This is a genomic window from Providencia sp. (assembly GCF_040396775.1).
GTDB lineage: Bacteria > Pseudomonadota > Gammaproteobacteria > Enterobacterales > Enterobacteriaceae > Providencia.
The window spans coordinates 263,461-287,640 of the sequence record NZ_JBEBNT010000001.1; the positions used below are offsets into that span (position 1 = coordinate 263,461).

The 24,180-nt window shown below is 42.0% G+C and carries 20 protein-coding genes; 13 read left to right on the forward strand and 7 right to left on the reverse strand.

Features of this window, described 5'->3' with window-relative positions:
• Positions 1-178: 178 nt before the first annotated feature.
• The gene (locus ABWP91_RS01250) at positions 179-526 is read left to right on the forward strand and encodes a helix-turn-helix domain-containing protein (protein ID WP_219247923.1); all 348 of its coding nucleotides are present in this window, start codon (positions 179-181) and stop codon (positions 524-526) included.
• On the forward strand, positions 523-1,830 hold the full coding sequence (locus tag ABWP91_RS01255) for a type II toxin-antitoxin system HipA family toxin (protein WP_353241643.1): 1,308 nt from the start codon (positions 523-525) through the stop codon (positions 1,828-1,830). The genes ABWP91_RS01250 and ABWP91_RS01255 overlap by 4 nt, the downstream gene beginning before the upstream one ends.
• A 113-nt stretch (positions 1,831-1,943) precedes the next feature.
• On the opposite strand, the gene ABWP91_RS01260 is transcribed toward ABWP91_RS01255, so the two are convergent.
• Together ABWP91_RS01260 and ABWP91_RS01265 are read right to left on the reverse strand one after the other, a co-directional pair.
• Positions 1,944-3,044, reverse strand: a complete 1,101-nt coding sequence (locus tag ABWP91_RS01260; RefSeq protein ID WP_353241644.1) for an alkene reductase — start codon at positions 3,042-3,044, stop codon at positions 1,944-1,946.
• 53 nt (positions 3,045-3,097) lie between these two features.
• A complete protein-coding gene (locus ABWP91_RS01265) occupies positions 3,098-3,703 on the reverse strand; it encodes a TetR/AcrR family transcriptional regulator (protein ID WP_353241645.1) in 606 nt (201 codons plus the stop codon).
• Positions 3,704-3,829: 126 nt separating this feature from the next.
• On the opposite strand from ABWP91_RS01265, the gene ABWP91_RS01270 reads away from it, so the two are divergent.
• The 4 genes from ABWP91_RS01270 to ABWP91_RS01285 all read left to right on the forward strand — a co-directional run bounded on the left by ABWP91_RS01270 (position 3,830) and on the right by ABWP91_RS01285 (position 7,358).
• Positions 3,830-4,528, forward strand: coding sequence for a hypothetical protein (locus ABWP91_RS01270; protein ID WP_353241646.1), 699 nt, complete (start codon positions 3,830-3,832; stop codon positions 4,526-4,528).
• A 105-nt stretch (positions 4,529-4,633) separates the two neighbouring features.
• Complete coding sequence (locus tag ABWP91_RS01275; RefSeq protein ID WP_502935779.1) at positions 4,634-4,957, forward strand: YhaZ family DNA alkylation repair protein; 324 nt, start codon at positions 4,634-4,636, stop codon at positions 4,955-4,957.
• A 294-nt stretch (positions 4,958-5,251) separates the two neighbouring features.
• Entirely contained in the window at positions 5,252-6,286 is a 1,035-nt protein-coding gene (gene galE / locus ABWP91_RS01280; protein ID WP_353241648.1) for a UDP-glucose 4-epimerase GalE, read from the forward strand.
• A gap of 19 nt (positions 6,287-6,305) precedes the next feature.
• A complete protein-coding gene (locus ABWP91_RS01285; RefSeq protein WP_353241649.1) occupies positions 6,306-7,358 on the forward strand; it encodes a UDP-glucose--hexose-1-phosphate uridylyltransferase in 1,053 nt (350 codons plus the stop codon).
• A 46-nt stretch (positions 7,359-7,404) separates the two neighbouring features.
• Here ABWP91_RS01285 and ABWP91_RS01290 read toward each other — a convergent pair whose 3' ends face one another.
• Positions 7,405-9,591, reverse strand: coding sequence for an extracellular solute-binding protein (locus tag ABWP91_RS01290; RefSeq protein WP_353241650.1), 2,187 nt, complete (start codon positions 9,589-9,591; stop codon positions 7,405-7,407).
• A 292-nt stretch (positions 9,592-9,883) separates the two neighbouring features.
• Here ABWP91_RS01290 and ABWP91_RS01295 point away from each other — a divergent pair, with 292 nt between their 5' ends.
• The 3 genes from ABWP91_RS01295 to ABWP91_RS01305 are packed head-to-tail and all read left to right on the forward strand — an operon-like array spanning position 9,884 to position 12,702.
• Entirely contained in the window at positions 9,884-10,705 is an 822-nt protein-coding gene (locus ABWP91_RS01295; protein WP_353241651.1) for an MBL fold metallo-hydrolase, read from the forward strand.
• Positions 10,706-10,713: 8 nt separating this feature from the next.
• Positions 10,714-11,973, forward strand: a complete 1,260-nt coding sequence (locus ABWP91_RS01300; RefSeq protein WP_353241652.1) for an MFS transporter — start codon at positions 10,714-10,716, stop codon at positions 11,971-11,973.
• Between the two features lie 18 nt (positions 11,974-11,991).
• Positions 11,992-12,702, forward strand: a complete 711-nt coding sequence (locus ABWP91_RS01305) for an MgtC/SapB family protein (RefSeq protein WP_502935774.1) — start codon at positions 11,992-11,994, stop codon at positions 12,700-12,702.
• Between the two features lie 45 nt (positions 12,703-12,747).
• Here ABWP91_RS01305 and ABWP91_RS01310 read toward each other — a convergent pair whose 3' ends face one another.
• Positions 12,748-13,284, reverse strand: a complete 537-nt coding sequence (locus tag ABWP91_RS01310) for a hypothetical protein (RefSeq protein ID WP_353241653.1) — start codon at positions 13,282-13,284, stop codon at positions 12,748-12,750.
• A gap of 111 nt (positions 13,285-13,395) precedes the next feature.
• The gene (locus ABWP91_RS01315) at positions 13,396-13,857 is read right to left on the reverse strand and encodes an Lrp/AsnC family transcriptional regulator (protein ID WP_353241654.1); all 462 of its coding nucleotides are present in this window, start codon (positions 13,855-13,857) and stop codon (positions 13,396-13,398) included.
• A 199-nt stretch (positions 13,858-14,056) separates the two neighbouring features.
• Between ABWP91_RS01315 and dpaL the strand changes: the two genes are divergently transcribed.
• The 4 genes from dpaL to ABWP91_RS01335 all read left to right on the forward strand — a co-directional run bounded on the left by dpaL (position 14,057) and on the right by ABWP91_RS01335 (position 19,193).
• Complete coding sequence (gene dpaL / locus ABWP91_RS01320) at positions 14,057-15,259, forward strand: diaminopropionate ammonia-lyase (RefSeq protein WP_353241655.1); 1,203 nt, start codon at positions 14,057-14,059, stop codon at positions 15,257-15,259.
• A 104-nt stretch (positions 15,260-15,363) separates the two neighbouring features.
• On the forward strand, positions 15,364-16,755 hold the full coding sequence (locus tag ABWP91_RS01325; protein ID WP_353241656.1) for an alanine/glycine:cation symporter family protein: 1,392 nt from the start codon (positions 15,364-15,366) through the stop codon (positions 16,753-16,755).
• Between the two features lie 22 nt (positions 16,756-16,777).
• Entirely contained in the window at positions 16,778-18,028 is a 1,251-nt protein-coding gene (locus ABWP91_RS01330) for a M20 family metallo-hydrolase (RefSeq protein WP_353241657.1), read from the forward strand.
• Between the two features lies 1 nt (position 18,029).
• Positions 18,030-19,193 carry a M20 aminoacylase family protein gene (locus ABWP91_RS01335; protein ID WP_353241658.1) on the forward strand — a complete coding sequence of 388 codons (1,164 nt, stop codon included), beginning with the start codon at positions 18,030-18,032 and terminating at the stop codon, positions 19,191-19,193.
• A 41-nt stretch (positions 19,194-19,234) separates the two neighbouring features.
• Here ABWP91_RS01335 and ABWP91_RS01340 read toward each other — a convergent pair whose 3' ends face one another.
• Together ABWP91_RS01340 and ABWP91_RS01345 are read right to left on the reverse strand one after the other, a co-directional pair.
• The gene (locus tag ABWP91_RS01340) at positions 19,235-21,262 is read right to left on the reverse strand and encodes an RHS repeat-associated core domain-containing protein (RefSeq protein WP_353241659.1); all 2,028 of its coding nucleotides are present in this window, start codon (positions 21,260-21,262) and stop codon (positions 19,235-19,237) included.
• Between the two features lie 35 nt (positions 21,263-21,297).
• Positions 21,298-24,180 (reverse strand): RHS repeat-associated core domain-containing protein, encoded by a 2,883-nt coding sequence (locus ABWP91_RS01345; protein ID WP_353241660.1) that lies wholly within the window; start codon positions 24,178-24,180, stop codon positions 21,298-21,300.

Here is a 24,180-nt window from a genome sequence, read left to right on the forward strand (position 1 = left end):
GAGAATAAATGTGCATTTACTGTACGGGGTTTACTCAGTAAAAGAAAAGAGTGAATTGTCCTATTCATCAACCTGGGCTCATCTAGCGTTGAATTTAATTTATTATTGCAACGTATACATTGCAAAATAATCAAATAATCGCTAAATTGTAATATATACATTACAGATTGAGGTTCCTATGAAAATTTCAATGGCAATGTCGGACTTAGCAATCACACAAGAACTTTATAACCGCCTTGAATATTATAGACAATCAAGAGGCCTATCACAGGAAGAACTCGTTGAAAATTTAGGTATTAGCCGGCCGACTTATGCACGGATACAGAAAGGAACTTGCAGCCTTGGCACTTTTATTAGTGTATTACGCGAACTCAATTTACTGGAAGGGTTCGATACCTTAGTGCCCCCACCGTCTTTGCGCCCTTCAGAAATCGTTAAACAACAAAATGTTAGACGTAACCAAATACAGACTAAACTTTCCGTCAAAGAAATGTTAGCTAACCGGAAAAATAAAGGTTCAATATGATAGCCAAATCTTGCACTGTCTTTTTTGATAATATCCCTACTGGCTATTTGGCCTACACCGATGATAGCGGATTTGCGACGTTTGAATACACTAAAGAATGGCAAAAAGACGGTTTCAGCCTATCCCCACTTCACTTACCGTTAAGTTCACAAACCTATACATTTCGCAGTTTGCCAGTTGATACCTATCGTGGCTTACCTGCCGTATTTGCAGATTCATTACCTGATGATTTTGGAAATGCCTTAATCAATGCGTGGCTTGCACGCCAAGGTAAAGACAAATCACAATTTTTAGCCCTAGACCGATTACTCTATACCGGAACTCGAGGTATGGGTGCACTTGAGTACCAACCGACAAATTATCCAAATGCTGAAGAAGATACTCCTATCTTGATTGAAGAATTGGTGAATATCGCCCAAAAAGTGTTGGATGCGCGAGATGATTTGCACTTAACTGATAGCGAAGAATCCTCGATGTCTAAACTGCTGCAAATCGGTACTTCCGCAGGTGGCGCACGGGCTAAAGCCGTAGTCGCCGTCAATAAAGACCGCACAGAAATACGTTCAGGCCAAGTCACCGTCCCTGAAGGTTTTGAACATTACTTACTTAAATTTGATGGCGTGGTCGAACACCAAAGCAATAAAGAAACCTTTGGTGACCCAAAAGGGTTTGGGGTCATGGAGTATGTTTATTACCTGATGGCCACGCAAGTGGGTATTGAAATGTCCGAATGCGAGTTATTAAGGGAATCGCAAAGTGGTCGCGCCCATTTTATGACCAAACGCTTTGATCGTGTGGGTAATTTAAAATATCACGTATTAAGTTTATGCGGCTTGGCTCATGCTGATTTTCGCAAACCTGGCGCATTCAGTTACGAAGAATTGCTGTTAACCGCGCGGCAATTGGGTTTGTCGAATAAAGAGCAAGAGCAAATTTATCGCCGAATGGTATTTAACATCATCGCCCGTAACCATGATGACCACACCAAAAATTGGTCCTTTATGGTAAATGACCAATATGAGTGGCAATTAGCGCCTGCTTATGACCTTGCATGGAGTTATAAAAAAGACTCAGAATGGGTACAGTCGCACCAATTATCCTTAGCGGGTAAGCGCGATAATTTTACTCATGATGATTTGTTATCAATTACCGAACAAATTACTCACCTTCGCCGTAATAAAGCGCAAAAGATTATTGATGAGACAATTGCGGTAGTTTCAACATGGCGAGAGCTGGCAGAACACCATGGTGTACCCGCTGCGCTAAGGGAAAGTGTTTGGCGTACACTCAGGCTTCACTGGTAACGTATAGATTACAAAAAACAGTTAAAACCTTTAAATTGTCATATATACATTACAGAATAGGCACGAACAGTTTTAATGCTAATCTATTGTTTGTGCCTATTTCAATTATATTGCTACTTCATGAAGGGGTAGTCAGTGTAACCTTCTGCACCACCACCATAAAATGATTCAGGTCGCTGAGGATTCAGTGACGCATCTTGTTGCAAGCGGGCGACTAAATCAGGGTTAGCAATAAAGTCACGGCCAAAAGCCACTGCATCAATCAATCCTTTTTCAATTAAGTTTTCTGCTTTTTCAGGAGTATAAGCACCTGCACCAATAATCACACCATCAAAACATTGGCGAACTTTCTGGCGAAATGCTTCGGTATAAGGCTCTCCACCAGCCCAATCAGGCTCAGAGAGGTGTAAATAACCGATGCCTCGTTGGTTTAACGCGTCAATAACATACAATGCATCCGCTTCTTCATCAGGGCCATTCCCTGTATTTTGGAAACTACCAATAGGTGATAAACGAATACCAATACGCTCGGGAGCCCATTGTTCACAGACCGCATCAATCACTTCTAGCAGAAAACGGGCACGATTTTCAATGCCACCACCATATTGGTCATCACGATGGTTCGCATCTGGCGATAAGAATTGGTGCAATAAATACCCATGAGCGCCATGCAATTCCACCATATCAAACCCAGCTTGGCGTGCGTTTTCTACCGCTTGGCGAAAATCATCAACAATTTGCGGGATCTCGTGCAATTCCAATGCTCTTGGAGTGGCGGTTTCCACTCGAACTGCTTTCCCATGCTCATCACGCAGCGATGTTCGTGTATTCGCATTCAAGGCTGAAGGAGCAACGGGCGCTTGATGCTCAGGCTGTAAGGTTTCATGGGAGATCCGCCCAGTGTGCCACAATTGGACAGCAATATGCCCACCGGCATCATGTACTCCCGCGGTGATCTGTTTCCATGCGGCAATTTGCTCAGGACTATGTAACCCTGGAGCCCCAGCATAGCCTTTGGCTTGTGCTGAAATTTGTGTCGCTTCAGAGATGATAAGCCCAGCACTCGTACGTTGACGATAATATTCACCCATTAATGACGTAGGAACATCACCAGGTTCAATACTACGTAAACGAGTTAATGGCGCCATAAAGACTCTATTCTTAGCGGTGAAGGCACCTACTTTTAGCGGGGTAAATAATTTTTTTTGCGACATAACGACTCCGTATTAGACCAGTCGACTATTAACTCGGTAAATAAAAACGCCAATTACATATTTGGCGCTTGTGTTTGCAGTATGGTTTTGACATGTTCCAAAGCGTTTTCCAATGGAACTATACTGCGTGTAATTTTCGATTGTAAATTTGCCCCTAACCATAGTGCATAATAAACTTGTGCGTTTGATAAGGGAGAGCCAGTAAAATGAAGTGATTTTTCTTGCCGGCCTTTTTCTAAGGTATCAGCAAGCAACCCAATAATTTGCCGAACACCCTCATCCATCGCTTTGTTCATATCTTCAGATAAATCACACACTTCAGCGGATAATTTTACCGTGAGGCAACCATTAATATGGCTCATTTGACAAACCTGTTGCAGCATTTCGCCATAATACGCTAAAAAGCGGTCACCATAATTCCCCACCCCTTGTTCGAAGTGCGTTGTTAGCCGTTGCAAGTAGTCAGCGTAATAACGCTCTAACATCGCAACACCAAACGCCTCTTTGGAGCGGAAATAATGGTAAAACGACCCTTTAGGCACTTGTGCGGTTTTTAACAGCTCGCTAAGCCCCATCCCCGTAAAACCGAGATGCAGACAAAGGCGCTCACCCGTGGCTAAAAGATGTTCACGCGTATCGTGTTCAGTGTGTTTGTTCATGGTATTACTGTAGTAGACCAACTGGTCTATTACAAGTTTTTTTTCATCCACAGCACAAAAATGGCATATTCCGCCAAGATAATTTCAGGCAATATAACGACTTAAAATAGCGATAAAGGAATAAACATGACGAGTGCAGCTGAAGAGCAAAACGAAAAGGCATTTAAGCATCTTTTTAATGAAACACTGTTGCAGCAACTTGCTGAACTCATTCGCCCTGAATATCCAGAATTTAGCGCTAACGCATTGTATAATTTAACGCTTGATTTTCCTCAACTCGAAATGAAAGCGCGTGTTTGTGCTATCCGAGATGTGCTCATAAAAGAACTGCCAGCTGATTACCCTGCTGCACTTAAAATTATTGTTTCAGTGCTAAAACAAAATAAGTTACAAGGATTTTCCGTTTGGCCACTCGCCGAATTTATTCAATCCCAAGGCTTAGCCCACCGCCAAATCTCATTAGATGCCCTAAAATTGCTTACCACCTATTTTACATCAGAGTGGGCCATTCGCCCTTTTATCAAACAATATCCTGATGAAACTATGGTATTTTTAGCTAAGTGCGCCAGTGATGAGAATGTGCATGTACGCCGTTTTTCATCAGAAGGCACTCGCCCTCGTCTACCTTGGGGAGAACAATTACAGGCATTTATCCTGAACCCTATCGCAACTCGACCTATTTTGGATGCCCTTAAATTTGATGGTGAACTCTATGTGCGTAAAAGCGTGGCGAATCATCTTAATGATATTTCAAAAGATCACCCTAACTATGTGACACAATTACTCGCTGAGTGGAAACAACAAGCGGATACACTGCAAAAATAGCAACATATCACATGGGTTATCAAGCAAGCGCTAAGAACGTTAATTAAAAAAGGAGATCCCAACGCCTTAGCACTCATAGGTGTAGAGCATGAAGCAAAGGTTTCTATTGAGCAGTTTAATGCCACTCCAAATATTACACTGGGAGAATATTTAACGCTTAACCTTTGCATACGTTCACACAGTGACAAACCGCAAAATTTGGTGATCGATTATATTATTGACTTTATGAAAGCAAATGGGAAAACCACCCCTAAAGTATTTAAACTACGCACTATGACACTAGGTGCCCATGAAACCCTTACCCTAGAAAAGAAACATGCGGTTAAATCCATTACCACTCGGCAATACTATGCAGGAAAGCAGCAAATACAATTACAAATCAATGGAAAAATAATGGCTAAGCAAGATTGGCAGTTAATTTTACCTTAAGACGTCTCCATTAATAGGCTGGGATAAAATCCGTTTATTAACGCTAGGAGTATATCTATCATTTTAGGTGAAAATGTAATGCACTTATTTTCATCCACATTAATATCCTGTGCTAACCTCAAACTGCCTATCACATACACCTGTAAGTTACCCCCCCTTTTACTTTGCTAATCAGCTTTTTTATTACGACTCACTTCACTTTAATTTAAAACTCAAAAAGAGATCACGATCATGGTAATTGATACGTTCAAATTATAATATCACCTAAGTTTAATTTGAAAATCGAGGAAGCAAATGGACAAGCCAGAAATACTTGTAACAGGTGGCATGGGCTATATCGGCAGTCATACGTGTGTCCAACTTAGTCTTGCGGGTTATCGCCCCGTAATTATCGATAGCTTGATTAATGCTAACATTGAAGTGCTTAACCGCATTGAGGCATTAACAGGAATTCGACCCGTTTTCTACCAAGGCGATATTCGCGATGAGCGTTTATTGAAGTGTATTTTTAATAGTCACAACATCCAATCTGTAATCCATTTTGCAGGTTTAAAATCAGTAGCTGAGTCGGTTGTTGAGCCGATTAAATACTATGAAACCAATGTCAATGGAACGCTCGTACTGCTTGATGCGATGAAAAACGCGGGCGTTTTTAGTATCCTTTTTAGCTCCTCCGCAACGGTATACGGTGAACCAGCTCAAGTTCCTATTGATGAAACCTTCCCAACAGGCGCAACATCCAGCCCTTATGGCACGAGTAAGTATATGGTCGAGCGTATACTCACTGATTTATCAGCATCGGATAACCGCTGGTCTGCAACCTTATTACGTTACTTTAACCCAGTGGGCGCCCATCCTTCCGGCACAATGGGCGAAGACCCACTTGGGGTACCCAATAACCTAATGCCATTTATTGCCCAAGTCGCTGTTGGTAAAAGAAAAATTCTGTCTATCTTTGGTAATGACTACCCAACAATCGATGGAACGGGTGTTCGCGATTATATCCACGTGATGGATTTAGCGGATGGGCACCTTGCGGCACTAAAAGCGGTTTCTCACCAAGCAGGGCTACATGTCTTTAATTTAGGGGCGGGAAAAGGTACCAGTGTGCTGGAAATGCTTAAGGCATTTGAAATTGCATGCGGGCACCCTATTGCGTTTGAATTTAAACCTCGTCGCGCAGGCGATATCGCTGAATATTGGTCAACACCAGAGAAAGCACAAAGAAAGTTACAGTGGCAAGCAACACGCAGTGTTCAAGATATGGCCAATGATGCTTGGCGCTGGCAGACAAATAACCCTAATGGCTACCACTCAATGGATTCATAAATAAAAAGGACTAAATCATATGGACAGTTTACCTTTTGACCCAGCAAACACCCCTCATCGTCGCTATAACCCATTAACTAACCAATGGGTACTTGTGTCTCCCCATCGTGCGAAACGACCTTGGAGTGGGCAAGATGAGCCGCCACAATCACAGGCTCTCCCGTCCTATGATGAGCATTGTTTCTTGTGCCCGACAAACCAACGAATTTCGGGAGATACTAACCCTAAGTATCAACAGACATTTGTTTTTCAAAATGATTTTTCAGCCCTATTGCCAGACGCAGTCCAACAACCGACAAACAACACTGATTTAATTAGAGCCCAAGCAGCACAAGGTTTAAGTCGAGTTATTTGTTTCTCTCCTGACCACAGCAAAACACTCCCTGAGCTCCCTATTAAGCAAATTGAGCATGTCGTACAGACTTGGATAAGCCAACTAAATGAATTAAAAAACGATTATGTTTGGGTACAGATATTTGAAAATAAAGGGGAAATGATGGGATGCTCTCAACCTCATCCCCATGGACAAATTTGGGCGAGTGACTTTTTACCCAATGAGATTCAGCGTAAAGAAGATAACCTACGTCTCTATTATCAAAAGCATAAACGTAACTTGTTGCTTGATTATCTTGAATATGAAAAGCAAGACGGTAATCGTACTGTTGTGGAAACAGAACATTGGCTTGCAGTTGTCCCTTACTGGGCGGCATGGCCATTTGAAACGTTATTACTGCCTAAAGCTCATGTCACTCGAATGACAGATTTGACACCGTTACAACAGGCTGATTTAGCCCTTGCTTTGAAGCAACTCACCTCAAGGTATGATAATCTATTTCAAACACCATTCCCGTATTCAATGGGATGGCATTTTGCGCCTTTCTTTACGGATAGTCACAATGTTGAACATTGGCAGTTACACGCACATTTTTACCCTCCCTTATTAAGATCCGCTTCTGTGCGTAAATTTATGGTGGGATATGAAATGTTGGCGGAAACACAACGAGACTTAACACCTGAGCAAGCCGCTCAAAGGTTGTGTGCTGTCAGCAATGTGCATTATAAACAGGGATAATCACAACCGCAGATTACCTCGGTATTTCTGCGGTCTATTGTTTTCACTAATTAAGTTCTTTCAATGATTGATTGATATGCGAGATGGCATCTGCTGGTGACATAATGCCATCCACCGCATTAATCACCCCTCGGCCAATGACCATTTCCGCTTTTCGCAAGTTAAATGCCTCGCCATTTTCAAACGTAGACTCACGAATACCGACATTAATTTCATCATATGCCATCGGTAACCATGGATAGCGGTGAGTGATCTCCTGCGTATAGACAAAATCACGCTGAACACTGTTCCCCCCTAACATAACGATATGGTCCATTATCACATCTGAATACAGCCAGCGTAAGAACTGCTCCGCTAAATGCGGCTTCTGACTGTACTTTGAAACTCCTAATGCCCCGCCCCCCACTTGTGGAACCCCGCCTGGTACAGGCGCGAAACCAATACAGGATGAAATGGCACTGTGTGCGACATCATTAAAGAGGTTCATGTAGGCAATGTTCATAGCCAAGTTACCATTTTCAAAATGGCTGATGGAATCACTCCACCACTCACTGTTGATCCGCTCAGAGTAAGGTAATTGACGTATATAGTCATTGAGCACAGCAAGGGCAATGCCTTCATTTAGCTGCGGAGGTGCGTTGGACGTAATAATTTTCCCCCCCGCCGCATAATAGCGCAGTAAATATTCCGAAGAGATAATACCTGCACTCCCCGTCGTTGCGGAGGTACCAAAGGGGCGCATCACATTGCCGGTTTCTTTATAGCAATGGAAAAATCGACCTATACGGTCATATTCTTCAAATGTTTGCGGCGGGCATAATTCCTTACCCGTATGTTCAAAATACATGCGGCGAATGACAGGGTCATCAAATAAATCTTTCCGATAAAACAGTAACTGTACACTGGCATCAAAAGGCAATGAGTAGGCTTTGCCATTCACTAAACTGAAGCGTTGTTGCTTGCTTTGGGTGAATTTTGTCAGCAAATCGGTGACGCCGTCACCGATTTGCTCTAGCGGCATTAATGTTTGATTGGCAAACCAAGGAAAAAAGGCAACATCAACACGTAATAAATCATAATACGGGTAATCCGCTATCTCTGACAAAATATTAAAAATCTCGCTAAACGGCCTAACCGCAAGATTAACGGAAATCCCCGTGTGGCGATAAAAGTTTGGCAATAACTTTTGTAATGCACTGGTCGATGGGCTTGGCAGCGTGAGCAAATTTAGACTCATTTTTGACATGCCAATGTTTTCATCCGGTAGCGAGCCAGTATAAATACGTTTACCAGGATTAGGCACGCGAATATTTGATGCCGATATTAATTTTTCTTTTTTAAACAGATGGTTGATAACATCTTGTCCAAGTTGTGCATAGTTAACGGGATAACAAAATAGCCCATTGAGCATCGGCGGTATATTACTGCATAAGGTATATAATGGTGGGCAGGTTTGTGTGCTACCAAAATAACTGGCTTGGCTGATAAACCGCATTTTTTCAATGTCTTGTGTGACGATAATATCAGGGCGAAGATGTAATGAGAAAAACTCAAATGCCGTGTTATATGATTCTGAATCAGACGAATGATAGGTAATAATTTCAATAGCTGTTTTATTTTGTAGTATTTCTTTTCTGAATGCTTCAACAAACTCTTCGCTGTCTAAACGATTCGAGCCATCGGCATAAATACCAACAACCTGTACATCGTCAAAATCAATTTGACTGCAAACTGCCTCTGCCGCTTGGCGATAATCAAGGCTAAAGAAATTTTTTGCCCCTTTCGGTTTACGGTAAACAAACACCACATCGTCTTCTGGGATTTGTAACGCGTCAAAATAGGCTGTAGCATTATTTAAGCAACTAATTGCAATCACATAACGATAACCACCAGAAGCAATTTGCTGGATAACTTTGCGCTCTTTGACTTCAAGATCATCTGTAAGGTAAATGTCAAAATGATAATCAGCACGTTCTTCAATAGATTGGCGCAATGCATTGAAAAATGTAGTGTATTTTTCAGAAACTAATTGAGGTAGGACAATGGCAATCTTATTGCTCGAATTGGAACGTAACATTTGCGCTTGCGTATTAACACTGTAACCCGCTTCTTTCGCTGCATTCAGGACGGCTTCCATCTTTTCGACACTGACATTCCCGCGGCCGTTAAGTACATTTGAAACGGTACCATAAGAAACCCCCGCAATTCGGGCGATATCTTTCATTGTTGCCATATTAAGAACCCTTCTCCACCACGTTTTACTCATCATACCCGATTTTTATATGCATAACACAAATATTGATTGGTTCGTATCAATAATAAGACACATTCAACAAAATAAAATCTGTTAAATACACTGGAAAATTTATCTCCTGATCCCCTTTTATTTGGCTTAAACACCGATTTATTTTGACCGTGATCACTGAATGAACGATATCCACTTTCTATTTTTCCATTCAATCATATATTGATACGTATCAATTGATAAAAATTTAAACAGAAATAATAAAAATAAGGAATGAAATATGAAAATCCATTTTTTAGGGACTGCGGCTTCTGAAGGGATCCCAAACCCATTTTGCCGTTGTGAACATTGCTTGGAAGCTCGTCGTTTAGGCGGAAAAGACATCCGGACACAATCTTCCGCTATCATTGATGACCTCATGTTGGTTGATATGTCACCCACATTTAGTTACCAATTATTACGTGATGGTCGTGATGCAACTGAAATTGAAATGTTATTATTTACTCACACTCATCCTGATCACTTTAATGTGGGTGACCTGTATAGCAGAATGGAAGGCTACGGCTATGAAATCTGCCACCCTCTGCATATTTTTGGTAATGACCGTGCAATCAATGGCTCTGTTAACGTGTTGCCAGGGTATTCAAAAGATCGTTTTGGTTTTCACTGCTTAGTACCCTATGAAACCATTGAGCATAATGGCTATAAAATCACCCCGCTACTGGCGAACCATGCAAAATGGGAATATTGCTTTGTTTACCATATTGAAAAAAATGGCCAGGTTATTTTTTATGGCCATGACTCGGGCTGGTTCCCTGAATTAACGTGGAACTGGCTCATCAATAAACCGTTGGATATTGTCGTCCTTGAATGTACTTATGGATTAAATGGCAATGATCGTACCGATAACCACATGAGTTTAGAGACAGTTTTTGCAGCAAAAGAAAAACTCACTAACCAAGGTTGTATTCACGACAAAACACAGGTACTTGTTTCGCATATTTCCCACAGTGCTCGCTTGTTACACACTGATTTAGAAGCGGTTTGTGCAGAACACAATATTCTTGTTGCCTCTGATGGGCTGACCGTAACTTGCCCATAGGAGGCAATATGAATATCAATATTACCTCTCGACTGCTGGTCATGATGTTTATCCAGTATTTTATGCAAGGGGCATGGAATATGACCATGGGGCTGGTTTTAAGCTCCTACGGTATGGCGAATATTATCGGAAACGCATATGCTCTACTGGGTTTAGCGACAATTTTATCACCGTTATTTATTGGTATGATCGCAGACCGTTTCTTCTCATCACAAAAAGTGATGGCGGTACTGCATATTATCAATGCAGCTGTATTGTTTACCGTGCCTCAATTTGTGGAAGCGCAAAATGTGGGCATGACCCTGTTTTTAATCTTTATCGTCGGGTTACTCTTTTACCCGACCACAGCCTTATCCAATAGCATCACTTTCTCGCATATTAACGGCGTCAAAATGTTCCCAGTGATCCGTGTATTCGGCAACTTCGGCTTTATGGTTGTCGGGTTTATCATGGGTGAAATGGGTTTCTCTGGCAGTACCATGACTTGGTATATTGCAGCTTGTAGCGGTATTGTACTTGCACTCTACTGTTTAACCCTACCTGACACACCACCCAAAGCAAAAGATAAACCGTTCGCACCACGGGATATTCTTTGCCTTGATGCACTATCGCTGTTCAAAGACCGCTATTTTGCCATCTTGATGTTCAGTATCTTTGTCTTAATGATCCCTAAAACGGCTTACTCCGCTTATATCCCTGTATTTATCAAAGCATTAGGGTTTGATAATGCGGCCTCAATGATGCAAATTGGTGTCGCTTGTGAAATCGTATTTATGTTCTTGCTCTCCTTTGTGTTACTTAAATTCGGTTTCAAAATCACATTAGCGTTAGGTATTGTGTCATGGATCATCCGTACCGTTCTGTTTTCCTACGCAGCTGTCGATTCAGGTACAACATTTCTTATTATCGGCCTGTTGCTTCAAGGGCTCTGTTGGGACTTTTTCTTCACCGCAGGCGATATTTATGTCGATAAAAAAGCCAAGCCTGAAATTCGTGCCCAAGCGCAAGGTATCCGCTTTATTGTCTCCAATGGTGCAGGGTTACTATTTGCATCAACCGTTTGCGGCTTCATCTTCAACAACACTGTCACTGAAACAGGTGCCGCATCATTGCCACAATGGGTGAACTATTGGCATTACCCAACCGCGATTGCCGGTATTGTCTTTATCTTCTTTATATTCTTCTTTAAAGATGACGTATCAAAAAAAGACACTGCAAACACAAACTCAAGTAAAAAGGATGGCCTGAATCACTCAGAAAGCCAGTAAAGGAGTTAATGAAGTTATATGGACAGCTTGACCTCGATTTACCCCATGTTGAGCAACTTCACTCCCGTCTTTATCAAGTTAACGGTCGCCTTTGTACTTGGCGGCCTTCTTGGATTAGAGCGGGAAGCAAAAGGAAAACCTGTCGGGTTTACAACCTGTGTCATTATTTCCGTTGCCAGTTGCCTGTTAACCATCGTGTCGATTCAATCAGCGGAATACTATGCTGGAATTTCAGACAATATTCGCAGTGATCCAATGCGCTTAGCCGCACAAATCATCAGCGGTATTGGTTTTCTTGGTGCAGGTGTCATTATGCATCGCAGTGATGACGCCATTTCTGGATTAACCACTGCTGCCATTGTTTGGGCATCTGCCGGTATCGGTATTGCATCAGGAAACGGTTTTTATCTTCATGCGTTAGCCGTCACAGGGCTATTTTTTGTTGCCATTTGGCTCAGCCCACAAGTTTTACTCTACCAATCAAAATCTAAACGTATTGGAAAATTAAATGTGCGTCTGTTATTTAATGATGAACAAGGTGTGCCCATTTTGATGGAGTATATGAGGCGCAAACGAAATATTATTGATAACTTGAATATTCGCGATATAAAAAAAGAACGTGTAGAAGTGAATTTACGGCTCAACGTACGCCAACGGATTACCCTTCCTGAGCTTTATTGCACGTTGAAACAACTTCCCCATGTTCATGCTGTGACATTAGAGCATTAAGTCACCAATAAGGTCAGGTTTTCCTGGCCTTATTCACGAGAATCATTAACGACGGATAATTTTGATGGAGCGGATTTTCTCGCCATAACCTAACGCGTTATGTGTACCACCTGACTCTGAGTGGTACTTTCCTGTGTAGTTAAATCCTTCATAAAAACGCACTGTCCAACCATCTGGAATACTGAAAGAGGCTATTTTATCAGCAAAATTATAGCGGGATAAGTTAGGAATATTTTCATCAATTTCTAGATACTCCCCTTTTTGCCATGTTTTTGTGTAAACAACCATGCTCTCTTCGATGTAATCGCCATTGAATGATATTTTACTGGTACTGCATTTCGCATCTTTGGCTTTACAAAAAATACTGCCGTTTCCTTGACCTAACTCACAACGGCGAGATACTTTTTGCCGTGCATTTTGTTCTGAAAACGCGGCTTCTGCATAAAATTCAGAAAATGGCGACAGTGCGCAAATATGCACAGCTTGTGTGTCATGACGGGAGGAATTACCATGGTAATTGGACTGGGACTTTGCGTAGCTAAAGCTGGTAAACAAAATCAGCAATAAAATACATTTTTTCATCGTAAAAGCATCTCTGGTAAATATTGAATTGCGTCAAATTACGGTGAATAAGTTAAATTTCCCAGTGGAACACTCTGATAAACAGTGAATTAGTGACTTTTACTTATAAAGTCAGTTCAGTATAACCGTCAGCTCTTGTTTGGCATTTTGCATAGATACAATCGTTCTAAAGCTCTGTATATTTTCAGAATTGAAAAAAAGCGCATGCGTTAGACGCTCATACTCTTCCATATCCGCGACATTAATAATCAACAAGAAATCAAAATCCCCTGTGACATAGTAAACTTGTTGAACTTGAGGGCAGTTCGTAAAATTCTTTTTGAGTTTTTCTAACAAGTCTAAGCGTTCATTAATCAAGCTAACCTGAGTAATAATCGTAATAGGCCTGCCAACTTTATGGGCATTCACTACGGTCACACTATTTTTGATGACTCCAGCTTTTTCCATTGCGGCAATACGCCGATTAATCGCAGAGGCTGATAAACTAATTTCAGACGATAACTCCCGCTGTGAAATTCTATTATCTCTTTGTAATATCGCTAGAATTTTCTTATCAAACACATCTAACTTCATTATCCCGCCCTTTTATTAGCAGAAAAAAATGCAACATTGTTGCGTATTTTTTCGATATTAACGTTATTTTTGCATTTTGCCTGCAAAAACAAGTCAATTATTAGCGCCAGTTATCAATATGATTAATACATCATTAATTGGGATGGTCATGATTATTGCCATGTAGCGATTATATTGTGTTAATTAACAAGGATTTTTTATGTTAGAGAAAATTGCCTATCAATTTAATTTACAAAAAAAAATACGCCAACAAGCCGCGGATTTGTCGTTTTTAAATCAACTTGTCGGAGATGAGGTTAGGCATTTCCACAGTAAGTTTCACGATTACCAACCAACACCACTTAGGGAATTACCCCACTTAAGCCGCACTCTTGGGCTAGGTGCTATTCATGTTAAAGACGAATCAAAGCGCTTTGGCTTAAATGCATTCAAAGGGCTTGGCGGCTCTTATGCGATTGGTAAATTTTTAGCAAAAAAATTAAACCGAGATATCAATACATTAAGCTTTGAAATGCTGTCATCACCAGCAATAAAAGCACAAATTGGTGATGTTACTTTTGTGACTGCAACTGATGGCAATCATGGTCGTGGCGTTGCATGGGCCACCGAGCAGCTAGGAATGAAAGCTGTTGTTTATATGCCAAAGGGTTCATCAGAAATCCGAGCACAGAATATCCGTAATCACGGCGCTAAATGCACTATCACCGCATTAAATTATGACGACACTGTGCAGCTAGCTAGCCAAATGGCGGTTCAAAACAACTGGATCCTACTGCAAGATACCGCTTGGGATGGATATGAAGAAATTCCAACTTGGATCATGCAAGGGTATATGACTCTCGCCTTGGAAGCTGTTGAACAATTAAAACAACCGCCAACACACCTTATTTTACAAGCGGGTGTAGGTTCATTCGCCGCTGCCATCATGGGTTATTTTGCTGGGTTAATGAAAGATAATCCACCAGTTTTAATTGTTGTCGAACCTCATAAAGCGAATTGCCTATACCAATCTGCCATCGCTAACGATAGCTTGCCACATAGTGTCGGTGGTGCCATGGATACGGTAATGGCTGGCTTAGCATGTGGCGTACCAAATACCATCAGTTGGCCTGTGCTACGTGACTATAGTGATATTTTCATCTCAGCACATGACAGCCTTGCTGCAAACGGCGTTCGCATTGCAGCAGCCCCCCGGCCGGATACTGACACACCTTTTATTTCAGGGGAATCCGGTGCTATTGGTCTTGGCCTTTTGTATGAACTCACTAAAAACCCAACTCATCATACTTTGTGCCAACAGCTCAAACTTGATGACCACTCACGCATATTACTTATCAGCACTGAAGGAGATACTTCACCCGATATTTACGAAGACATTGTTTGGTTAGGCAGAAATGAATAATTAAAAAAACAAACCGTATTGCTGTTACCCATGACCCTACATCATTAGCGCAATGCGTTGGAGGTAATAGCAATGCAGGTAATAAACACTGTAAGAGGCTCACCATGGAATTTTTACAATCAATAAATAATATCTTCTGGGGATGGCTCGTTGCCGGTTTGCTATTAGGCACAGGCATTTTTTTTGCTTTTCGATTTTCCTTTCCTCAAATCCGTTACTTTACTCAGCTATTTAATGTTTTTAAAAATAATAAGAAATCTACCAATGAAAAAGGCGTCTCTGGTTTTGGTGCACTTTGTGCAGCTTTAAGCAGCCAAGTGGGCACAGGAAGTTTAGTCGGTGTTGCTACGGCGCTAGCGTCGGGTGGACCAGGGGCAATTTTTTGGATGTGGGTTACTGCTATCTTAGGCATGGGGATTAGCTTTAGCGAGGCAATTCTAGCCATATTGTTTCGCGAAAGTAACGGGGATGGAACCTATCGAGGAGGCCCCGCCTACTATATTTCAAAAGGCCTAAACTGTAAGCCATTAGCCATTGCCTTCTCGATCAGTATGATCATCGGTATGGGGTTTTTCTACACCATGGTACAAGGCAACTCGGTTATCTTAGCCACAACAGGCGTTATTGATATCCACCCTGCTTTAGTCGGCTTAATCCTAGTTCTGTTAGTCTCCATTATTATCTTTGGTGGTGTAAAACGGATCAGTGATTTTGCTTCATTCTTTGTCCCATTTTTATCTATTGGTTATATCCTTTTATCACTTTTTATCATTGTTCTGAATGTCACTGAGCTACCAGCCATTCTCTCGCTCATCATCAAATCTGCATTCAATTTTGACTCAGCGGCAGGTGGTGCAGCAGGTTATACCATCTATATGGCTTTCCGTTATGGCGTTGCTCGCGGCTTGTTCTCTAATGATGCAGGAAATGGGACAACACCGAGTATGCATGCCACCGCAACGGTAAACCACCCTGTGACGCAAGGTTTTACCGCAATGTTTGGCACCTTCTTTACGACAATTATCGTCTGTAGCTGCACCGCTTTTACCATTTTGTTAACCGGCGCACTTGGCAGTGGACATACAGGCGTTGAACTTACCCAACATGCTTTCACACTGGGCGTCGGTGATTGGGGTAAACATGTGGTATTTGTCGCGATGGTGCTATTTGGTTTTAAATCTGTTATTGCCGATATCTACTACGGTGAAGTGAATCTGCGTTGGATTATTGATAATAAAATGGCCACACAGTGCTATCGCTTACTGTGCTGTGCGTTAGTGGTGTTCTGCGGCATGATCCCTGTTTCAACTATTTGGGAATTAGTGGATTTTGCCGCGGCCATGCTGATTATTTTCAACGTTCCTGCGCTCTTGCTCCTCTCAAGATATGTCATTTTTGTCCTACGAGACTACATACAGCAAAAAAACAAGGGTATCAGCGATCCAATGTGGGATTACGCAAGTGATGTTAAAACACGAATTAAAACAAATAAATAAAGATTAAAAACAAGGAATTAAAATGAAAAATAAACGCTACATCAACTCAGAGCGCCTAATGAGCTCTCTCTTTGAACTGGGAACACTGGGGGCATTACCCGAAGGAGGATGCTGCCGTATCGCAGGAACGCCACAAGATAAACTCGGTCGGGATTTCGTCGTTGCGAAAATGCAATCTTTGGGTCTAAAAATCCGAATTGATGAGATTGGTAACGTAACGGGCATTTATTCAGGTCGCCATGATTTACCCCCAGTCATGATGGGGTCTCATATTGATACAGTTGGAACTGGCGGGTTATATGATGGTAATTATGGGGTTTTAGCTGGGCTTGAGGTGATTAATACACTAAAAGACGCCAATATTCAGCCATACCGCCCTATTGCTGTGACTTTTTTTACAAATGAAGAAGGTGTACGTTTTCAACCTGACATGATGGGAAGTGTTGTTTTTGCTGAACAATATCCAGTGGAAAATGCACTAGCAGCAAAAGATCTTGATGGTATCTGCGTTGAACAAGCTTTACTTGATATGGGTTATAAAGGCGATGCCAAAATTGGTAGCTTCCCTGTCGACAGCTATTTTGAACTGCATATCGAACAAGGCCCTATTTTAGATAAAGAAAATATTAATATTGGTATTGTTACAGGTGTTCAAGGTATTTCATGGACAGAATACACTATCGAAGGTGTTTCAAACCATGCAGGTACGACACCAATGTCAATGCGCCATGATGCAGGTCTAGTTGCATTTAAAATGGGCGCATTTGTGAGGGAAATCACCCAAATATTGGGCAGTAATCAAGTCGCAACGGCAGGTTTTATCTCGTTCAAACCGAATCTAATCAATGTGATCCCTAATCAGGCAACCCTGACTGTCGACCTGCGCAACACTGACAATAATCAACTCAAAAAAGCAGAAAAAATGATGCAAGACTACGCACAGAAAATCGCTGCGGAAGAAGGCGTCCTACTCAGCAGCCGAACATTAGCACGCTTTGACCCTGTTGTTTTCTCAAATACGATCATTGACGCAATTGAGCATGAAGTGAAACAGCAAAACCTCAGTTACCGGAAAATGCCAAGTGGTGCGGGGCATGATGCCCAATTTATGGCAAGTATTTGCCCATCTGGCATGATATTTGTCCCTTGTGCTGGTGGGATAAGCCATAACATCAATGAATTTAGTGAACCTGAAGATTTAGCTCGTGGAGCCAATATTCTTCTCAATGTTGTTTTACAAAGAGCCCAACGCTCCCATTCAGAGGACAAATAATATGGATAAGAATCAATTAAAACAGCAAATGATTGAATGGCGTCACCATTTACATCAGCACCCAGAAAGTGCATTTGAAGAAACGCATACCGCTGATTTTGTTGCTGAACAATTAACTCATATGGGGTTAGAGGTTCATCGGAGTATCGGCAAAACAGGCTTGGTCGCCCTATTAAAATGCGGTGATGGCACAGACGTGATTGGCTTGCGTGCAGATATGGACTGTATTCAATTAACGGAAAAAACTGGCCTACCTTATGCCTCGCAAACGCCTAATAGAATGCATGCATGCGGCCATGACGGACACACTTCCGTCATGTTAGGTACCGCACAGCTTTTAGCAGAACGAAAGGATTTTAATGGAACCGTCTGTTTTGTTTTCCAACCTGCGGAAGAACCTGGTTGGGGCGCTAAAGCCATGATTGATGACGGCGTAATTGAACGTTTCAACATCAAAGAAATTTACGGTATGCACAATATGCCGGGCATCCGAAAAGGCCAAATAGCGACCCGTGTTGGGGGGATAATGGGTAGTGAAGATAACTTTATTATTCGAATCAAAGGCTTTGGCAGCCACGCATCGCGCCCTCATATGGGGAAAGATCCACTCGTCATCGCCGCAGAAATTATTCTTTGCTTACAAACTATCGTGTCACGTAATATTGACCCTAGCATTCCTATCGTGATTTCTTGCACAGAAATTCACACAGATGGCATTCGTAATGCCATCCCTACCCATGTTGAAATCAAGGGAGATACACGCAGTTATGACCTACAAGCTCAAAAGTTAATTGAAACTCGAATGCGTTCAATTTGCGAACACATTTGTGCGATGAATGATGCTGAATGTGAGTTTGAGTACACCCATGAATTTGCGCCAACCGTTAACTGGGCTGAATGCGTCGATGTTGCGATTGAAGCTGCAAATAATACAGTCGGTGCACAACATGTTGATAGTAATGTACAAGCCATGATGACCTCCGAGGATTTTGGTGCATTTTTACAAAAAATTCCAGGTTGCTTCGTCTTTATTGGTAATGGGGATGAGGAAGACGGAGTTGGTCATATACCACTGCATAATGCTTTGTATAATTTTAATGATGATATTTTGCTCACTGGAGCCGAATTTTTTTCTGAAATCATTCGATTAAGGCTCCCTAAGTAAAAAAATGCCTCAATCTCTTTTAGGGATTGAGGTATATGTTTTTAGACAGAAGCCCGTCTAGCGCTTTGGGGTTTATACCAAGTATTTCCATTCGAATTTAACCCGTAAGCCCATCTTGGCATCCCTCGTTGTGTTGGCGTAATTTCTGTTCTATGACCAAAAAGATCAGATTCTTTAATATACTTTGATTTTCGTAAAAGAAAGGTCGATACACTAGCTCGAAGCCAACTAGAAAACATACCTGGACCTGTTCCTCTTACTGTAATATTTAACCGATCATCCGCTTTAGAGCGTTTAGCGCCCCACATAATCGATTCCCAAGATACATTCGAGTAAGACTGCTTTTTTATTTCATTTAAGTTATCAACGGGAGCTACCGGGCCGGATGTTGCGAAAGTTTCGACTTCATTGTTAGTATAAAGATGGCGGATATAACGCATCATACTACGCGAACTTAATGCCCTTGGATTGGCCGCAATAACGGCATTTGACAAAGAAAATGACCCTGGGTCATCAGGCTCTAGTGCATAATGAAAAAGAAGGTCGCGACACATGCCTCGCATCTTAATAGCTGGGTTAATTTCGCCAATATTCTGTTTCACCGCAACATCCACATCCATATATAAGCCACCAGAGTGATAAAGCACCCCTAATCTCACCATATCCGATGCCGCCGCATAATTCGCATAGGCCGTATTTGTTGACTCCCGATTAATCGCCGCTTGGTATTGATAGTCAAATTGCGGTACTTTCTGAATATTAATTACATTCAATAGAGCTTGGCTGTACCCCCGCTCTAGCAGGTTGTTTTTCAACCTGTCGGGATTATCACTCCACAAATTGACTTGATATACCCGATTATGGTCTTTAAAGTGGATCATATTACTAATCCCTTCGGTAGGAAGTTCTTTATTACCTAACCAAATATAATGCGCAATTTTAGGGTATTGTCCTTGCTCGTCATGGTAAGTCATTGGGTTATTGCGCACCATGCGGTATAAGTTGCTCCCATCTACAGCGCCTGACGGATCTGCACTCAGCCAGCGACCAACCCATGGCTGGTAATAACGGCTCCCATAATAATATAGCCCGGTGATATCCCGCTCTTTACCCCCATAATGCCGGGTTTTATAACCCGCCGTTAACTCACTGTCCGCTAGCCAAATGGCTATGCCACCATAAGGGTAATACTCTTCTTGGCTAACAATGTTACCATCTCCATCAAGTTCAGTTCCCCGGCTGCCAATTAATGAGGTTAAGCTATAGCGCATGGCGTTATTGTCGATTTCTTTGGGCTTATTTTTATCCCAGTGGAATACTTGAAGCGTGATACCGATCAACTCATCAAGGGAAATAACCTGCAACTCCCCTTGCTGCGAAGAGCGTCTTAACTCCAAATTGGCTAAATACGTCACGGATGATGTTTGGCCAGCGCTCTGTGTCACTTTTAATATGCGCTGTCGTTGGCTGTCATAGCGATAATGCTCATTTACCGCTGAGCACCTTACCGACCGCAGTTCTTGGTAGGCTGTCCAATGGAGAGTTTGCCCTTGTAACAGCAATTTTTGCCCGCCTGCTGGGGTAAAGAACGTTTCAACTTGATCGGCGTTTTCCACCAAAGGATCCACTACCCCATGGTTACTGTGGTCGCTCACCGCTATGTTCGTTGAATACTGTTGGTTTGTTGCTGGAGCGCGGTGGTGGATCTGGGTTAAGTTGCCACTTTCGTCGTAATGATAGGTGCGAACGTACCGCGTATAGGTGGCATTATCAAAGGCAGTGAACGTTGGGTTTGGCGTATTTTTCAGCTGCTGATTAGCCATTTCACGCCCCGAGGCACTGACTAACTGGTAGAGCGTGTCGTATTGAAAGGCTTGTTTTGCCTCGACTTTTTGGTTGCGCCAAAAGCGTGTGGGTTCGGCGAAGTTACACAGCGATAACAGATTTCCCACGGGATCATACTGATAGTGTAAGTCTTGGAGCAGTTTAAACCTCAATGCGTGTTGAGCTGGGCGCTCGGTTTTCACCCTGATTATTGTTGGTGTGTTTGTTGACAGTAAAAAAGCCATATTCCTCCCTATTCCATAAACAAAGACATTACACTTCATGAACCCAGTAGCTCAGGCCGGTATCTGATCTCACGCACAGTGGTATTTTTTGATTTTAATTCTCTCGGAACGAGGATTTGAGGGCGAAATAGCAGTGACATGAATGAGTCAAATTCAGCGTTCTCTTGAATATTCATCACACGATTGTACCCCTCTTGAGATAGCAATCTTGCAGTATTAACCATAGCCAACGCGATGGCTTCTTTAAAATCTTTGATGTCAAAAACCGTATCCATCGCCTCTAAAGCAATGGTTTGTCTTATCAGAATTTTTGTGTCAGCAGGACCAAATACGCTTTCTAAACGTGACGAGGACTGCCGCGTGGTAAAACGCAACGTGTCATTAAGCGCCATGTGTGCATATGGCATATAGCGCTCATTTTCAACCTGATTTAGGGAAGTGATATAGAGTTTATTGCCGAATCGACTTGAGTTTTTACCTTCCGCGCCCTCAACCCCAAGGGAGAAAAAAACAAACTCCCTTGTTTCTAGATTTCTATCATCATCATAGCTGGTATTAGGATGTTCATATTCAATGGTATTCTTGGTTCTTAACTTAACGCGGGATTTAAAATGGACTTCGCCGTTTACCCTAAAATCTGTATTAGAAGCATGTAATAATGTGAAATCGAGTGCCTTAAACCGCCCAACAAAACCTGTTTCTTGCTCATTCAACGAACTACCTACAACTTCGCGCATACCGGCAATATTTTCCCCTGTCCTTTTATCAAAACTTGATTTGCCATTAAAATGATTTCGCCAAAGGAGACCTCTACTCATAAAAAGGTAACAATCGTCAACATTCGTCGCGGTATTATACTCATCTATTTTTTGGCTTAGTGACCTAACCCAATGTAACGGGTTAAGTAAATGGAAAGGAAATAAACCATTAGGGTCATGAAAATTAATCGGATTATTGCGGGACATTCGGTAAAAATTAAGCCCATCGGCGGTTCCCGCAGGATCAGCGCTTAACCAACGTCCAGCCCAAGGTTGATAATAACGGTAGCCGTAATAATACAACCCTGTCGCATCACGCTCTTTCCCCGCATAACGCCGTGTTTTGTAGTCTGCCTCTATTTGATCACGCGCCAGCCAAACAGCGGTACCGCCATAGGGATAAAACTCTTCTTGGCTGATAATATGCCCTTCTCCATCTAACTCTAAACCCCCATTACCGGCTAAAAAATCAAAATGATAACGCCATAAATTGTTCTTTATGCCATTAGGAACATTACCTTCCCAGTGTAGAACTTGCACTTGCGTATAGCCTTCACTACCCGCACTAACGACCTGTAAGCATTCTTTTGTAATACCATTTCTTTGTGTGTTTTTTACATCTAAATCAGTTAAATACCTAGTTTGGATGCAAGAATGCTCTTGTTGGCTCATTTTGAAAACACGTTGGCTTGCACTGTCATAGCGATAGTGTTCATTCAAACTTAAACTGGAAACATGTTGCAACTCTTGGCGAGGTGTCCAATGGAGATGTTGCCCTTTCAAAAGCTGTTTTTGCTGGCCACTTAAGGTAAAAAAATCATCGACTTGGTTTGGTTCTGTAACTAGTGCTGCGATAACGGCACGGTTACTGCTTTGACTTACCGTCATTTGCATTACGTAACTTTGATTTGTAGCAGGAGAGCGATGATATATCTTAGTTAAATTCCCCCCTCGGTCATATTCATAACGCCGCCTATATTGGGTATAAGTTGCATTATCAAAAGGAACATAATCAGGTATTTGATGGCCTTGTTGCCCAATATTCGCCATTTCTCGACCTGTTGCACTAACCAGTTGATATAGCGTGTCATATTGATAACATTGTTCTGGAGTAACTTTCTGATTACGCCAAAAACGCGTTAGTTCTGCTTCATTACGTATACTTACCCTATTCCCTACAGGGTCATATGCATAATGGACATCTTGGAAAAGTTTGAAGCCTAGTGGATGGGCTTTAGGGCGTTGTGTTTTAACATGTAATAAACGCTGCGTTTGTGGTTCATATCCATAATAGGTGAATACCCCATTACCATGCTCTTCATGCTGTTTTTGGTTGGTTGCCAAGTACTCAACCGATTTAATTACCGATTGCTCTTTTTGGCTATTGATAGTTAACCAATGTTGTTTAAGTTGCCCCGTAATATTGTATGCATAGCGCTGTTGATGACCTTTTCCATCAATAGATTGCAATGGGTTCCCCATCGCATCAACCTGTATTTGATGACGGTACTCTTCTGTTTCAAGCTTTTCTTTTTGGTCGTTATTTACCCAGTTTACCAGAGTGTCTTTTTCCTCAATTTGCTGAATAAACTGGCGCGTGGTTAAAAGCGGCTTCCCTTGCAGAGAAACCTGGTTTAAAACCAATACCCCAGCGGTATCATAATGACGAACACAATGCCCTGCTAAATTGGTTTGCTGTTCAGCGACAGAGAAGCCTGCATAATCAAAGTATTCACTGATACAAGGAGCTTTATTCTTAGTTTGTTCCATGATGCTGACGGGACGACCTAACATCGAGCTCTCTTCATATTGGCATGTTCGACGTGTTTTATTTGCATCGATACTGAACACTAAACGTCCTTCAATGTCGTTTAGCGCAACACCAGTACCCACATCTACCCCATGAGTGCGCAGTGTTTCCCCCGTTAAATTATAGAGACAAGCCACGTTGTTTATTTTACTCGATGCAAATCGAGGGTCAGCTAAACTGACTAAATACCCTTGTACATTTAACTGCTGTAATGTGACCCGTTCGTCAAGCTCAGCTGGCCGCTCAAGTTCCCGATAATACTGTAGATGGCGAATGGCCAAGCCCCGATTATCCACGACTTGTATTGTTGGTGTACCTGCATGAAAGGACAGGTTTACGCTTGTTTTCAT

Coding starts and splice junctions, on each gene's coding strand:
- ABWP91_RS01250 (WP_219247923.1), top strand. CDS start 179: ATGAAAATTTCAATGGCAATGTCGGACTTAGCAATCACACAAGAACTT.
- ABWP91_RS01255 (WP_353241643.1), top strand. CDS start 523: ATGATAGCCAAATCTTGCACTGTCTTTTTTGATAATATCCCTACTGGC.
- ABWP91_RS01260 (WP_353241644.1), bottom strand. CDS start 3,044: ATGTCGCAAAAAAAATTATTTACCCCGCTAAAAGTAGGTGCCTTCACC.
- ABWP91_RS01265 (WP_353241645.1), bottom strand. CDS start 3,703: ATGAACAAACACACTGAACACGATACGCGTGAACATCTTTTAGCCACG.
- ABWP91_RS01270 (WP_353241646.1), top strand. CDS start 3,830: ATGACGAGTGCAGCTGAAGAGCAAAACGAAAAGGCATTTAAGCATCTT.
- galE (WP_353241648.1), top strand. CDS start 5,252: ATGGACAAGCCAGAAATACTTGTAACAGGTGGCATGGGCTATATCGGC.
- ABWP91_RS01285 (WP_353241649.1), top strand. CDS start 6,306: ATGGACAGTTTACCTTTTGACCCAGCAAACACCCCTCATCGTCGCTAT.
- ABWP91_RS01290 (WP_353241650.1), bottom strand. CDS start 9,591: ATGGCAACAATGAAAGATATCGCCCGAATTGCGGGGGTTTCTTATGGT.
- ABWP91_RS01295 (WP_353241651.1), top strand. CDS start 9,884: ATGAAAATCCATTTTTTAGGGACTGCGGCTTCTGAAGGGATCCCAAAC.
- ABWP91_RS01300 (WP_353241652.1), top strand. CDS start 10,714: ATGAATATCAATATTACCTCTCGACTGCTGGTCATGATGTTTATCCAG.
- ABWP91_RS01305 (WP_502935774.1), top strand. CDS start 11,992: ATGGACAGCTTGACCTCGATTTACCCCATGTTGAGCAACTTCACTCCC.
- ABWP91_RS01310 (WP_353241653.1), bottom strand. CDS start 13,284: ATGAAAAAATGTATTTTATTGCTGATTTTGTTTACCAGCTTTAGCTAC.
- ABWP91_RS01315 (WP_353241654.1), bottom strand. CDS start 13,857: ATGAAGTTAGATGTGTTTGATAAGAAAATTCTAGCGATATTACAAAGA.
- dpaL (WP_353241655.1), top strand. CDS start 14,057: ATGTTAGAGAAAATTGCCTATCAATTTAATTTACAAAAAAAAATACGC.
- ABWP91_RS01325 (WP_353241656.1), top strand. CDS start 15,364: ATGGAATTTTTACAATCAATAAATAATATCTTCTGGGGATGGCTCGTT.
- ABWP91_RS01330 (WP_353241657.1), top strand. CDS start 16,778: ATGAAAAATAAACGCTACATCAACTCAGAGCGCCTAATGAGCTCTCTC.
- ABWP91_RS01335 (WP_353241658.1), top strand. CDS start 18,030: ATGGATAAGAATCAATTAAAACAGCAAATGATTGAATGGCGTCACCAT.
- ABWP91_RS01340 (WP_353241659.1), bottom strand. CDS start 21,262: ATGGCTTTTTTACTGTCAACAAACACACCAACAATAATCAGGGTGAAA.
- ABWP91_RS01345 (WP_353241660.1), bottom strand. CDS start 24,180: ATGAAAACAAGCGTAAACCTGTCCTTTCATGCAGGTACACCAACAATA.